This is a genomic window from Streptomyces sp. NPDC094448 (genome assembly GCF_044763775.1).
Taxonomy (GTDB): Bacteria; Actinomycetota; Actinomycetes; order Streptomycetales; family Streptomycetaceae; genus Streptomyces.
On the sequence record NZ_JBIWGU010000005.1, the window covers coordinates 306,152 to 319,008 of the forward strand.

Genomic DNA, 12,857 nt, shown 5'->3' on the forward strand with positions numbered 1-12,857 from the left:
CGCAACGGGTGTCAGGGTGGGTCCACGGGCGCAGGCGAACCCGACTGCCTGCACATCAGAACCGGCACCTCAGGGGAGAAGTCCATGACCGCGAAGACGACACACCTCGACCCCGAAGAGCTGCACAGCAACCCCGCCTTCACCCAAGGGGTGATCATCCCCGCGGGCCGGACGGTCCATGTCGGCGGCCAGCTCGGCACCGACAGCGCCGGAAACCTGCTCGACGGCATCGAAGCGCAATCCGCTCAGGCCATGCGGAACGTGCTGACCGTGCTCGCGGCCGCGGGCACCGGCCCCGAGCACGTCGCCAAACTCAACATCTACCTCGTCGACGGGATCGACGCACGAGTGGGATACGAGGCGTCGCGGACGGTGTGGGGCGACCACCGCACAGCCGTCACGGTCGTCTCCACCTCGGGGCACGCCCGCCCGGGCGCGCTCGTGGAGATCGACGCGGTGGCGTACATCCCGGAATAGGTCTTCCTCCGGCACGGAAGCCGCGCCCGGCCGCGCGTCAGCCGACCGCGGCGTCCGCGGTGACCTTCTCCGTGAAGGCGCGGAGATTGCCCAGCAGCCTGGCCGCCTTCTCGTCCGGGGTCAGGCTCTCCTCGTGCTGCCGGGTGCGGAGCTTCGGCTGCCGCTTGCCCCGGATGTAGAGGGAGCATGCGAGGTCGGCGCAGAAGTAGCTGCCGACCGTGCTGCCCTCGCGGCCCCGGGGGCCCGCCAGCGGCGCGACCAGCAGGGACACACCTGACGACGCATGCCCGGTCAGGCAGATATTGCAGATGCTCGACTTGAACGCGCTGCCGTTGGCCGTCGCCGGGACGCGCAGGCTCAGCCCGAGCGGGCTGCCGTCCCGGCCGGGGGCGACGAGATATGCCCGCTGCGGCGCGCCCGGGTCGATCCATCCCAGGAAGTCGAGGTCCTGCCAGGGGGTCTCGCCGAAGTCCGTGGGGAGCCGGAGCCGCTTGGCCTCGCCCTTCGTGCAGTTCACGAAGGAGTCGCGGATCTGTTGGTCGGTGAGCGGGTCCATCCTTCGACGGTAACCGACCCGCGGCCCGCCGGGCATCCGGATTTCCCCCGGTCCGTCCTACTCCAGGCGCCGGAACTGCCCCTCGTGGAAGATCAGCGGATCCCCGTCGCCGTCCGCGCCGAGCGCCCGGACCCGGCCGACGACGATCAGATGGTCACCGCCCGTGTGCACGGCATGCACCACGCAGTCCACCCAGGCGGCCACCCCCTCCAGCAGCGGCGCCCCGCCGACCGGCGCGGGCCGGTGCGGCACCCCGGCGAACTTGTCGCCCCCGCGTACGGCGAAGCCCCGGCACAGCTCCCCCTGCCCCTCGCTCAGCACATTGACGCAGAAGACCCCGGCGCGGGCGATCCGGGGCCAGGTCGTCGAGGTCCGCGCGACCATGAACACCACCAGCGGCGGGTCCAGCGACAACGACGAGAACGACTGGCAGGCGAAGCCCGCGGGCCCGGCGGTCCCTGCCGGCCCGTCGGGGTCCGGTGCGGTGATCACGGTCACCCCGCTGGCGAACCGCCCCATGACACGGCGGAACTCCCCGCTTTCGACGGGTGCGCGCTCGTCCTCGCGTACGGCCCGCAGCTCGGCGCGGGGGTGTGGGTCGTACGGCTCCGACGCCTCGGGCGGCTGCTTCGTGGACGCCGCTCCCACGGACCGCAGAAACCGGACGGCTGCGGCGGCCATGCCCGCGTGTCCCATCATCTCTCCATTCAAGCTGACGGATCGTCAGATAGGAAGTGGCTGGTGGTGTCAGGGTCCGGGGTTCCCGCTGCTTCCGGGGTTCCGGGGTTCGGGAGTTCCGGGGGTCCGGCGGATTCCGTGGTCAGAAGCCCGGGTCGGAGACAAAGCCGTCCCAGTCCTCGTCCGGCCAGTAGTCCTGCGGATAACGGCGCAGCTGCAGCAGGGCCTCGTCGATGCCGGCACCGCGGGACCAGGCCGTTGTGCTCCCGTCGATCGCCGTCGCGGTGGCGCGGTAGCCGGGTTCGGCCGGGCCGTCGGAGGCGGCCCGGCCGCCGTCGTAGACGAGGGTGACGGTGCCGCCGTCATGGAGGTGGGCGGCGAGGTCGAGCGTGTCCGTGGGCGTGCCGTCGAGCGCGCCGCGGATACGGGTGAGCGCGGAGCGGACGGCGGGGTCCGTGGTGGCAATGTCGATGGTGTCGCACTCGGTACGGATGGCATCGGCGAGCGCGGCCGCGCGGCGCGCGGCGGTTTCGGCGGCGGACGCGGCGGCGGCCGAGGCGGCGGCGGTCTCGGAGGCGACGAGCCGGCGGCGGCTGTAACGCATCTCAGAACTCCTGTTTGTCTGAGGTGGCGCAGGAACGGTCAACCGGGCCCCTCGATGGTGCACCGGGACGACCTGCCGTGACCAGGTGGCGGCTGGGGCGGCGACCGGTGACGGGCCGGTCCCGGGCGGGCCGGTGCACGGCGAGGCGGATCACGGGGCCGCCCCGTCCTCCGGCCCGGCCGGGGCCTCACGTACCCGGCTCGCCCCGTGGCTCCGGGGCTTCCTGGTTTCGGCTACCGGCTCCTGAGGGGCCGACCGCGGCCCGGCGCCCGAGCCGCGGCGAGCTGCTCGCGCAGGGACCGGACCTCCTCGCCGGTGACGGGCCCGTGCTCGGCCTCGGCGGCTTCGATGAGTTGATCCAGGCTCTCCCGCTCGGCCCGGCGGCCGGCGGCCGAGAACTCGGAGGAGCCGCGGCTGGCTCGGGCGGCATCGAGTGACACGGTGATCGGATGCGTGGCGGTGGGTTCATTCACGCATCCCATCCTGCCCGGGAGCGGTCCGGCCGGGGTGGGGAACCGAGGGGCCGCCCCGCTCGGGCGGTTGTCAACGGCCCTCGAAGCGCGCGCCTCTGCGCTCCCGGAAGCTTGCCACCCCCTCGTTCGCGTCGTGCGTCGTCATCGCCAGCTCCACCGCCGCCGCCTCCGCGGCGAGCGCCGTTGTGCGGTCCGTGTCCAGGGCCGCGTTCACCAGGTGCTTCGTCAGGGACAGCGCCCGGGTCGGGCCGGTCGCCAGGCGGGCGGACCAGGCGTGGGCCGTCTTCTCCAACTCCGGTGCCGGGACGACCCGGTTGACCAGACCCCATCGTTCGGCGTCCCGCGCCGACAGCGCGTCGCCGAAGAACATCAGCTCCTTCGCCCGCTGCGGGCCGATCAGGCGCGGCAGCAGATAGGCGCCGCCGCCGTCCGGGACCAGGCCCCGGCGGGTGAAGACCTCGATGAAGCGGGCCTCCTCCGCGGCGATCACCAGATCGCAGGCCAGGGCCAGATGTACGCCCAGGCCCGCCGCCGTGCCGTTGACCGCGGCGATCACCGGCTTCTCGCAGTCGAGGACGGACGTGATGAGACGCTGCGCGCCCCGGCGGATCAGGCGCGCGATATCGCCCGCCACCCGCTCCCGGCCGTCCGGGGCGGCGCGCAGGTCCGCGCCCGCGCAGAACGCGCTGCCCGTCGCGGTGATCACGACCGCACGGACCGCCGGATCGGCCGAGGCCTCCGAGAGCAGGGAGACCAGGCGCTCCCGCCCGCCCGGGGTCAGGGCGTTCAGCGCCTCGGGCCGGTCGAGGGTCAGCCACGACACCCCGTTCACCACCCGGTGCCGCACCTCGTCCCCGGTCACCGGCAGACCGCCAGCGCGTCCAGCGCCACCGCGCCCTGGCCGCGCGGCAGGACCACCAAGGGGTTGATGTCCAGCTCGGACAGTTCGCCGCCCAGCTCCAGCGCCATCCGCTGCACCCGCAGGATCACCTCCACCAGGGCGTCCACATCCAGCGGGGGACCGCCGCGGACCCCGTCCAGCAGGGCCCGGCCGCGGAGTTCGTCGAGCATCGTGCGGGCCTGGACCTCGCCGAACGGCGGGACGCGGACCGCGGTGTCCCGGAGCACCTCCACCAGGATCCCGCCGAGACCCACGGTGACCGTCGGACCGAAGAGGGCGTCCTGGGTGACGCCCACGACCATCTCCGCACCGCGCTCGACCATCTGGCAGACCAGGATCCCGTCCAGGTCCGTGCCCTCGCACCGGGCGATCTCGGTCAGCTCCCGGTAGGCGTCCCTGACCTGGCTGGCCGAGGTCAGCCCGATCTTCACCAGGCCCAGCTCCGTCTTATGGGCGAGCAGGCTTCCGGAAGCCTTCATCACCACCGGATACCCCACCTGTCCGGCCGCCCGGACGGCCGCCGCCGCGCTGGTCACCAACTGCTCGCGCGGCACCCGTATCCCGTACGCCCGGAGCAGTTGTTTGGCGCCGTGCTCGCTGAGCCGGGTGCCCGGCTTCAGCAGCGCCTGCGCCTTGCGGAACGACGGCGAATGGCTGCGGGGCGCCTCGTCGAACGGGGAGAGGTATCCGGCGGTGAACCGGTGGTGGTCCAGATACGCGCGGACCGCCGTGATGCAGTTCCCGAAGGTACGGAAGGTGGCCACGCGCGACGATCCGAGCAGCGTCTCCCGATAGGCGGCCTCCGTGCCCACGGGGGAGCCCCACACCACGCACACCAGCTTCTCGGTCTGCTCCGCCGCAGCCACCAGATCCCGGGCCAGCCGGTCGCTCATCGGCGGGAACGGGCCCGTGATCGGACAGATCAGCACCCCGACCGCGGGATCCGCCAGAATCGCGTCGATGATCTTCCGGCCGCGCCAGTCGCCCACCGGATGACCGCCGTTGTCCACAGGATTGGCCACGTTCAGATCGTCCGGGATCCACTGATGCAGCTCGGTCTGCTTGACGGCGGAGAGCCGGGGCAGCGTCAGCCCGGCCGCGACGGCGAGGTCCGCGAAGTGCGCCCCGGTACCGCCGGAGATCGAATACACCACCACTCCGTCGGCGAGCGGCGGACGCGCCCGGGCCAGCAGCGCCGATGTGTCCTGCAACTCGTCGAGTCCGTCGACCCTGATCACCCCGTACTGCCGCATCGCGGAGTCGACGACCCGGTCCGCGCCGGTCAGCTTGCCCGTATGCGAAGCGGCCGTCCGGGCCCCGGTCTCCGTCCGCCCCACCTTGACCGCGACCACCGGCACCCCGCGCCGTGCCGCCCGGTCGGCCGCGAGGAGGAACGCCCGGCCGTCCTTCAGGCCCTCCACATAGCAGGCGATCGCGCCCACCTCGGGCCGCTCCGCGAAGTACGAGATGAAGTCCGCCGTCTCCAGATCCGCCTCGTTGCCCGTCGGCGCCCAGTGGGAGAGCCGGATCCCCAGCTCCTGAAGGGTGAAGACCGGGCGCCCCTGGTGGCCGGACTGGGTGATCAGGGCGATGGCGGGCCCGTCGAGGTCGTCGCGGAACTCCTCGAAGGCGTTGAGATTGGTGTTCGGCCCCAGCAGCCGGATCCCCGCGCGCTCCACCGCGGCGGTCAGCCGTGCCTGAGCCGCCGCGCCGTCCTCGCCCGTCTCCGCATATCCGGCGGCGAAAGCCACGGCGAACTTCACCTCGGCCCGGGCCAGTTCGCCGACGAGCGGCAGCGGATCACCGACCAGCAGGACCGCGAGGTCGACAGGCTCCGCCACGTCCCCGATCCGCGGTACGCAGGGGATGCCGAAGACCTCGGTACGCGAGGGGTGCACGGGATGGAGCCGGGCACCCATCCGCCCGGCCCAGGCCACGAGCTGCCGGGTGATGCCGGTGTTCGGGCGGCCTTCCGCGTCGGACGCCCCGACGACGGCCACCGACGACGGACGGAAGAAGCGGTCGAGGTCGGGCACGGGCGCATACAGGGGGCGGCCGCTGACGTCCGTGTCCCCGGCGGACGCCGCGACGGACGCGGCGTCGTGGACGCCGGCCGGGCGTTGCGAGGGGTGCTCCCCGCAGGCGACGACGCGCGCACGGAGTCCGGAGGTGAGGGTGCCGTGAGTGGATCCAAGCATCGGTGAACTCCGCTCCCTGCTCGTTTCATCGGGCCGATCGTCGGTCCGGCTCTCGTCGCCGGTGGGTGCCGGGTCCAGTGCGCGCGCTCACGGCCCGGCGCGGGTGCCACCGGACGTGCGAACGCGCTTGCTTCCGTCTCGTCTCTGCCGATCCCAAAGCTGACACATAGTCAGCTTACAGACCTGACGCCATGTCAGAAACAGGTCTGCGAAGAAAGGGCGGTGCTACGGCTCCGTCTTGGCCCTTGCCATTTCTTTACCCTTTCGTTTCCGCTTCAGACGCCGGTATTCGGACTCCTCCGTCCGGCCCGACGGCCGCCCCGCCATCCATTCGGCCCCTGTACCGCACGCGTGTCGCAACATTGGTCCGGTTCTGACGAGATGGCCTGAACTAGCCTCCCGTACCGCCGTCCCGGGCCCGCCCGCAACCGTCCGCCGTGCCCCGTTCGGGTGCCGCCGCGACCCGGGGTGGCCCCGGTCTAATTCGGTGGCGCGCGCCCCCGTTCTATGCCCTCACCGACGCGCTGAGCTGCACGTAATAAAGGAGAGGTGATGAGCCGAACTCACGTACGATGCGCTGGCTGGGCACAACGGGGTGGGGGCCGTCGGATGGCGCATGGTCACACCCCTGCGAGAAATCCGGAGGTATCACTATGAGGATCGTGAAGGGACAGACAGGGTTCGCGCTGGCCGGAATCGGCGTGAACGGCTCCCGTACGGGCGTCGTGGACCCCGACTGGGAGCCGGGCGTCATCGCCTTCGACCCCGACTGGGAGCCTGGTCTCACCCGCTGACCGGGGCGGTTGTCCGCGCCTCTGGAGCGGTGCGGAAACGTGAAGAGTCAAGAAGGTAAAGAACGGTGAAAGTGAACCGGGGCCGGACGCGGCCGGCGCCGGACGCTCTCACCCCACCCCGGCGCCGGGGTCAGTGACGGGCGATCGCCTTCGCGATCCGCCCGGCGTCGAGGGAGATCTCCCGCAGCATCCCGGTCAGCGGATTGGTGAACCCGGTGAAGTACAGGCCGGGTGCCCCGGCCGGGCAGTGGCGCCCCCGGGTGCGCGGCCGTCCCCGGTCGTCGAGCACGCCGAGATGACCGAGCATCCCGCCGAGCCCGCGCTCGTACCCCGTCGCGGCGATCACCGCGTCCGGCGACAGCTTCTCGCCGTCCGCGAGCACCACGGTGTCCCCGTCGAAGGACTCCACCGCCGCGACCGGTTCCACCGCCCCGCGCTGCACGGCCCGGACCAGCCCCGTGTCCTGCACCGGCAGCGCACCCTCCCCGAGCCGTGTGTACAGGCCCTTCGCGGGCCGCGGCAGCCCATAGGCCGAGAGGTCCGGTACGGCCACCGCCGCCTGGGCGCGGGCGAGCCGGTCCACCAGGAAGACCGGCAGCCGCCGCACCGCGATCGCGCTGTGCTGCGCGCTCCAGCCCAGGGTGCTGCGGCGCACGATGTGCGGGGGCGTGCGGACCGCGAGCCGTACCCGCGCCGCACCGCCTTCGGCAAGATCCACCGCGATCTCCGCGCCCGTGTTGCCGACCCCCACGATCAGGACGTCCATGCCCTGGTACGGGGTGGGGTCGCGGTATTCGCGGGCGTGCAGCAGCGGCCGGGTGAAGGACGGGCTGCCGGGCCAGTCGGGCAGCCGGGGGGTGTGGCTGTAGCCGGTGGCGACGACGACCGCGCGGCCGGTGAGCCGCCGTCCGCCGGTCGCGTGCAGCAGCCACGCGGCCGGCGCGGGCTGCCGCCTCCGCCTCTTCGTGGAACCGGATGTGGAACCGGATGTGGAAGTGGGTGTGCGTGCGGAGGCGGATGCGGATGCGGGTGCGGGTGCAGTTCCGGTGTCCGGCGCGGGGCCGGAGGGGGCGGCGGCCGGTACGGCTTCGACCCGGGTGACCTCCACCCCCGTCACCACGTCGAGTTCATGGAACTCCGCGTACTTCTCCAGATAGCGGACGACGTCGTCGCGGGAGACCCAGCGGCCGAAGGACCGCGGCATCGGCAGCCCCGGCAGCGCCGACTTGCGGCGGGTGGTGTGCAGTCTGAGCCGCTCGTAGTGGCCGCGCCAGGACGCGCCGACCGCGGGGGCCCTCTCCAGCACCACCGCGCGGACGCCTTCTTCCCGCAGCGCGGCGGCGGTCGCCAGTCCGGCCGGACCGCCCCCGATGACATAGACGGGCATGTCGTGGGTGCGGTCGATGTCCATAACACGTGAGCGTAATCGCGTGGTCACCGGATGGGTCTCGGTCCAGACGGGAATCCATTGCGAATTGATCACGCGGTACCGGCGGCGGCCGCCGGTGACTCCTCTTGCGCATCCGGGCCGGGCGGGCTGAACTGACGTATCGTCAGAGCCGTTACGAGGAAGGATCGCGTCCGGTGACCGCAGCCACCCCCGACATCGACGACTTCACGCGCCCCTACTGGGCCGCGGCCGCCTCGGGCACCCTCCTCGTCCGCCGCTGCCGCGCCTGCGGCCGGGCGCACCACTATCCGCGGGAGTTCTGCCCGTACTGCTGGAGCGAGGACGGGGAGTGGGAGCCCGTCACCGGCCGCGCCACCCTCTACACCTGGTCCGTCGTCCACCGCAACGACCTTCCGCCCTTCGACCGCCGGGTGCCGTACACCGCCGCGGTCGTCGAACTGGAGGAGGGGCCCCGGCTGATGACCGAGGTGGTGGAGTGCCCCGAGGAGCGGCTGGGCATCGGGATGCCGCTTGAGGTGGTGTTTCGCGAGGAGGCGGCGGAGCCCGACGGAGGGGGCGTGGCGGTGCCGGTCTTCCGCCCGGCCGGGCAGGGCCTCTGAGCCGTACCGCCACCGCTCGCCGCGCTCGGCGCGATCCGCGAGGGCCGCGCGGGTTGAGGCACAGCGGGCTCGCGTGAGGTGACGCGGTCCCGCCGGGGCGGATCGGCGCCCGGGGTGCGCCGGTCCGCTCCCGTACCGCTGTTACGGGTCTCACGGCCAGAGCAGCTCCCTGGCCCAGCCCGCCGCCGAGCCCCGGGGCCTGCGGTAGACGAGCCGGATATGGCGGCGGTCCGCGGCGCCCTGGAAGAACTCCGCCTCGTCCGGTTCCAGGATGTACCGGGTCCAGGTAGGGACGGGAGCGTCCGGTTCCGTACGGGCGCGGTCCCAGGCGGCACCCGAGGCAGCGGCCAGGGTGGCGAGGTCCGGCAGGGGTTCGCTCTGGCGGCCGGTGAGGGCCGCGGCCAGGGCGCCCGTCGAACGGGCGTGGAGATCGGCCAGGCTCTCCCCGGCGCCCAGCGCGCCGACCCGGCCGCGCAGCCGGATCTGGCGTCCCTGCACCGGCCAGTAGAAGCCGATGGCCGCTTCCGGGCGGGCGGCGAGTTGACGGCCCTTCGCGCTGGTGGCGTGGGAGGCGAAGTGCCAGCCGCGCCGGTCGGCGTCGTGCAGCATCACGATCCGTACGTCCGGTCCGCCGTCGCCGGTGACGGTCGCCAGCGACATGGTGTGCGGTTCGGGCTGCCCCGCCGCCACCGCCTCCGCGAACCACCGGTGGAACAGCGGCAGCGGTTCGCCGGGGGCTGCCTCCGGATCGAAGCCGGGCAGGGGGTGCTCCCAGACGCGCTGGGCGTGCAGCAGTGCGCGGAAGGCATCCTGAGGATTCTGCGGAGTCGGTACGGGGTCCTGGGCAGACATGTCCATGGGGGTGATCGTCCCAGGCGGAATGGGGTGGGGCCGGTTGGGTGGCCCGTGGCCCGTGGCGGGTGCCGGTTGGAGCACGGCGGCGGGGGGCGGGGGGACGGACGGCGGCCGGTCAGTCGCGCCCCAGGACCACCGTGGCCGACGAGCAGAACCAGCCACCGGTCGCGGACGCCACCGCCAGGCGCGGGACGCCGCCGTCCCGCCCCCGGGCCTGGTGCAGACCTGCCTCGCCGCGGAGTTGGCGTACCGCCTCCACCAGCAGGAACAGTCCGCGCATCCCCGGATGGCAGGCGGAGAGCCCTCCGCCGTCGGTGTTCACGGGCAGTTCGCCGTCCGGGCCGATCCGCCCGTTCTCGACGAACGCGCCGCCCTCGCCCTTGGCGCAGAACCCCAGATCCTCCAGGGTCACCAGCGTCATATAGGTGAACGCGTCGTAGATTGCGGCGAGGTCCATCTCCGCCGGGGACAGCCCCGCCCGTGCGAAGGCGAGCCGGCCGGAGACGGCGGCCGGGGAGACGGTGAAGTCCTCCCACTCGGACATCGTGGTGTGCGAGACGTACTCGCCCGTGCCGAGGATCCACACCGGGGCCTTGGCACTGTCGGCCAGGTACTCCTCCGCGACCAGCAGCACCGCGCAGCCGCCGTCGCTGCGGATGCAGCAGTGCAGTCTGGTGAACGGATCGGCGATCATCGGCCCGCCGAGGACGTCGTCCACGGTGAGGGGGGTACGGAACATGGCGTCAGGGTTGCGGGCGGCATGCGCCCTGGCCTGGACGGCGACGGCGGCCAACTGTTCCGCCGTGGTCCCGTAGTGGTGCATATGGCGCCGGGCCGCCATCGCGTACTTGGAGATCAGGGTGTGCCCGTACGGCGCTTCGAACTGGAGCGGCCCCCGGTTGCCCAAGGCGAGCCCGGCGGTCCGGCGTCCGGCCCTGATGTCGGTGCGCGCGGTGGAGCCGTAGACCAGGAGAACGGCGTTGGCGTGCCCGGCCGCGATGGCGTCGGCGGCATGGGCGGCCATCACCTCCCAGGTCGCCCCGCCCACGGAGGTCGAGTCCACCCAGCGCGGCCGCAGGCCCAGATACTCCGCGACCTCGACGGGGGCGAGCGTACCGAGCCCGGCGGAGCCGAAGCCGTCGATCACGGAGCGGTCCAGCCCGGAGTCGGCGAGCGCCCGGCGAGCGGCCTGGGCGTGCAGGGCGTACGGGGTGGCGCCCTGGTGCGGACTGCTCCGGCCGCAGTCCGCAAGGGCGACTCCGGCGACGGCGGTCCGCCGGGCCGGCCGTTGGCGGGGCCGGGCGCCGGTGGCGATTGTGGTCGGGGTCGGGGTCGGGATTGTGGTTGTGGTCGTGGTCGTCGTGGCAACCATGAATCTGACGGTACATCAGGTTTGGGGTCTGGGGGAGGGTGCGGATTCCGGCGCGGGAGGGGCTCGGGGGGTGTCCATCCGCGGTGGCCGGTCTTAGTATGACGGGCCGTCAGATGAGGGGGATTCGATGGACAGGGATGCAGTCGCCGGTGGCGCCGAGAGCGCGAGTACGCCGGTGGCCGGGGACTGTGTTCCCGCACCGCCGGGTGTCCCGCCGGTCGCCGGGGGCCCGGGGCGCGACCCCGGTACGGACGGCTCCGTCCATAGCGCGGACGAGACCGCCGCCCTGCACACCGGGATCCGGCGCACCCTGCGCGAGCTGCTCGGGAAGCGCGCGACCGGGCCGCGGAACCGCGATGCCGTCGGAACCCCCGAAGGCTACGACTCCGGGCTCTGGGCCGAACTCTCCGGGCAGCTCGGGCTGCCGGGCCTCGCCCTCGCAGAGGAGTACGGGGGCGCCGGGTGCGGACTGCCGGAACTCGCCCTCGCCGCCGAGGAGACGGGACGGGTCCTGCTGCCGTCCCCGCTGCTCGCCACCGCCGGGCTCGCCGCCCCCCTCGTCACCGCGCTCGGCACCCCCGGGCAGCGCGCCGCCCTCCTGCCGGACATCGCCGACGGCTCACTGACCTGTGCCCTCGCCGTCCCCGGCGGGGCCCTGTCCACTGCCCTCGGTCTGGTCGCCGACCCCGGACCCGGCACCCCCTCCGCGGGCTGGGCGGGCGGCGGACGCGCCGGCGGGATACAGGCCCGGAGCGCGGGATCGGCCCCCGGCGGCTGGCTGCTCTACGGAGAGGCCGACCAGGTCCTCGACGGCCACAGCGCCGGACTGCTCCTGGTCGCCGCGCACACCGGCGGCTATCCCCGCAGCCGTACCCTCCTCTTCCTGGTCCCGGCGGACGCACCGGGTCTGACCCGGACCCGCCGCACCACCCTGGACGAGACCCGCCCCCAGGCCCGGCTGGAGCTGCGCGACTGCCCCGCCGCACTCCTGGGCGCCCCCGACACCGCCGAGGACGGCGGCCCGGTGGCCGCCGCGCTCGCGGCAACGGGCGTCCGGGCGGCCGTGATCGTCGCCGCCGAGGCCGTCGGAGCGGCGGAGAGCGCACTGCGGCGCACGGTCGAACACGTCTGGCTGCGGGAGCAGTTCGGGCGGCCCATCGGCTCCTTCCAGGTGGTCAAACACCGGCTCGCCGATCTGTATGTCCAAGTCCGCGCGGCCCGCTCGGCCGCCTCCTGGGCCGCACACCATGCGGACGACGATGCGGGGTTGGCGCTCGCACAGGCGCTGGAGACGCTGCGCACGGTCGCGTCGGAGACCGTACAACTGCACGGCGGGACCGGCTTCACCTGGGAACACGACGCTCACCTCTTCTTCAAACGGGCGGCGGCCGACGAGCTGCTGTTCGGACCGGTCCACCGGCTGCGGGCCCGTGCGGCGGAACGGGCGGGCCTGTTCTCTCCCGGGGACGGCAGGGGCGCGGCGTGCCCGGCGGATACGGTGGACCAGCCGCTGAGGAGCCCCTGAGGAGCCCCCTCCGGCCGGTCGGCCGACTGCCGGGCGGCTACCAGTCGCGCTCCGCCACCAGCTCCTCGATGTCGGCCTCGGGGAAGCCGTACGCCTTCGCCACGAAGTGGAAGTCCACGGCTATCTCGTCCCGGGCCACGGTCTCGATTTCGCTGCCCGCGTCCCGCATCTTCCCGTCCAGCTCGTTGAACCGCTCGGTGGCCACCGCCGTGAGCGCGTACAGCGCCGCGAGGTCCGCCGGGCGCTGCCGCTCGATGCGCTCGCAGAGGTCCAGCAGGATCGTCCGGCCCTCGGCGATCAGGTCCTGCGGGTAGTACGTGCTGCCGAAGAGCTTCTCCAGGAAGGCGTATCCGGCCACCTTCTCGTTCGTGATCGCCATGCCTGCCGTCCCTTCGCTGTCCCGGTGGTGACTCT

General features: G+C 73.1%; 14 protein-coding genes. 4 read left to right on the forward strand and 10 right to left on the reverse strand.

The features are described from left to right. Positions 1 to 84: 84 nt before the first annotated feature. Positions 85 to 477: a RidA family protein gene (locus ACIQ9E_RS12380; protein ID WP_403705970.1), complete on the forward strand. Its 393-nt coding sequence runs from the start codon at positions 85 to 87 to the stop codon at positions 475 to 477. 37 nt (positions 478 to 514) lie between these two features. Here ACIQ9E_RS12380 and ACIQ9E_RS12385 read toward each other — a convergent pair whose 3' ends face one another. The 6 genes from ACIQ9E_RS12385 to ACIQ9E_RS12410 form a co-directional block, all read right to left on the reverse strand. Beyond that, on the reverse strand, positions 515 to 1,033 hold the full coding sequence (locus ACIQ9E_RS12385) for an FBP domain-containing protein (protein WP_403705973.1): 519 nt from the start codon (positions 1,031 to 1,033) through the stop codon (positions 515 to 517). A gap of 57 nt (positions 1,034 to 1,090) precedes the next feature. Next, entirely contained in the window at positions 1,091 to 1,732 is a 642-nt protein-coding gene (locus tag ACIQ9E_RS12390; protein WP_403705976.1) for a flavin reductase family protein, read from the reverse strand. Positions 1,733 to 1,853: 121 nt separating this feature from the next. After that, positions 1,854 to 2,315: a hypothetical protein gene (locus tag ACIQ9E_RS12395; protein ID WP_403705979.1), complete on the reverse strand. Its 462-nt coding sequence runs from the start codon at positions 2,313 to 2,315 to the stop codon at positions 1,854 to 1,856. 233 nt (positions 2,316 to 2,548) lie between these two features. Continuing rightward, the gene (locus ACIQ9E_RS12400; protein WP_403705982.1) at positions 2,549 to 2,788 is read right to left on the reverse strand and encodes a CopG family transcriptional regulator; all 240 of its coding nucleotides are present in this window, start codon (positions 2,786 to 2,788) and stop codon (positions 2,549 to 2,551) included. A gap of 70 nt (positions 2,789 to 2,858) precedes the next feature. Further along, on the reverse strand, positions 2,859 to 3,650 hold the full coding sequence (locus ACIQ9E_RS12405; RefSeq protein ID WP_403705985.1) for an enoyl-CoA hydratase/isomerase family protein: 792 nt from the start codon (positions 3,648 to 3,650) through the stop codon (positions 2,859 to 2,861). After that, positions 3,647 to 5,887: an acetate--CoA ligase family protein gene (locus ACIQ9E_RS12410; protein WP_403705988.1), complete on the reverse strand. Its 2,241-nt coding sequence runs from the start codon at positions 5,885 to 5,887 to the stop codon at positions 3,647 to 3,649. The genes ACIQ9E_RS12405 and ACIQ9E_RS12410 overlap by 4 nt, the downstream gene beginning before the upstream one ends. Before the next feature lie 662 nt (positions 5,888 to 6,549). On the opposite strand from ACIQ9E_RS12410, the gene ACIQ9E_RS12415 reads away from it, so the two are divergent. Continuing rightward, the gene (locus ACIQ9E_RS12415; protein ID WP_403705991.1) at positions 6,550 to 6,681 is read left to right on the forward strand and encodes a hypothetical protein; all 132 of its coding nucleotides are present in this window, start codon (positions 6,550 to 6,552) and stop codon (positions 6,679 to 6,681) included. 130 nt (positions 6,682 to 6,811) lie between these two features. On the opposite strand, the gene ACIQ9E_RS12420 is transcribed toward ACIQ9E_RS12415, so the two are convergent. Beyond that, a complete protein-coding gene (locus ACIQ9E_RS12420; protein ID WP_403705994.1) occupies positions 6,812 to 8,092 on the reverse strand; it encodes a flavin-containing monooxygenase in 1,281 nt (426 codons plus the stop codon). A gap of 173 nt (positions 8,093 to 8,265) precedes the next feature. Between ACIQ9E_RS12420 and ACIQ9E_RS12425 the strand changes: the two genes are divergently transcribed. Beyond that, positions 8,266 to 8,691 (forward strand): Zn-ribbon domain-containing OB-fold protein, encoded by a 426-nt coding sequence (locus ACIQ9E_RS12425; protein ID WP_403705997.1) that lies wholly within the window; start codon positions 8,266 to 8,268, stop codon positions 8,689 to 8,691. A 150-nt stretch (positions 8,692 to 8,841) separates the two neighbouring features. Here the strand turns inward: ACIQ9E_RS12425 and ACIQ9E_RS12430 are convergent, their stop codons facing one another. Then, on the reverse strand, positions 8,842 to 9,549 hold the full coding sequence (locus tag ACIQ9E_RS12430) for a pyridoxal 5'-phosphate synthase (protein WP_403706000.1): 708 nt from the start codon (positions 9,547 to 9,549) through the stop codon (positions 8,842 to 8,844). 112 nt (positions 9,550 to 9,661) lie between these two features. Next, complete coding sequence (locus ACIQ9E_RS12435) at positions 9,662 to 10,918, reverse strand: thiolase C-terminal domain-containing protein (RefSeq protein WP_403706003.1); 1,257 nt, start codon at positions 10,916 to 10,918, stop codon at positions 9,662 to 9,664. Positions 10,919 to 11,045: 127 nt separating this feature from the next. Between ACIQ9E_RS12435 and ACIQ9E_RS12440 the strand changes: the two genes are divergently transcribed. Beyond that, positions 11,046 to 12,443 carry an acyl-CoA dehydrogenase family protein gene (locus ACIQ9E_RS12440; RefSeq protein WP_403706006.1) on the forward strand — a complete coding sequence of 466 codons (1,398 nt, stop codon included), beginning with the start codon at positions 11,046 to 11,048 and terminating at the stop codon, positions 12,441 to 12,443. A gap of 37 nt (positions 12,444 to 12,480) precedes the next feature. Here ACIQ9E_RS12440 and ACIQ9E_RS12445 read toward each other — a convergent pair whose 3' ends face one another. Then, on the reverse strand, positions 12,481 to 12,822 hold the full coding sequence (locus tag ACIQ9E_RS12445; RefSeq protein ID WP_403706009.1) for a DUF5713 family protein: 342 nt from the start codon (positions 12,820 to 12,822) through the stop codon (positions 12,481 to 12,483). Positions 12,823 to 12,857: the final 35 nt, after the last annotated feature.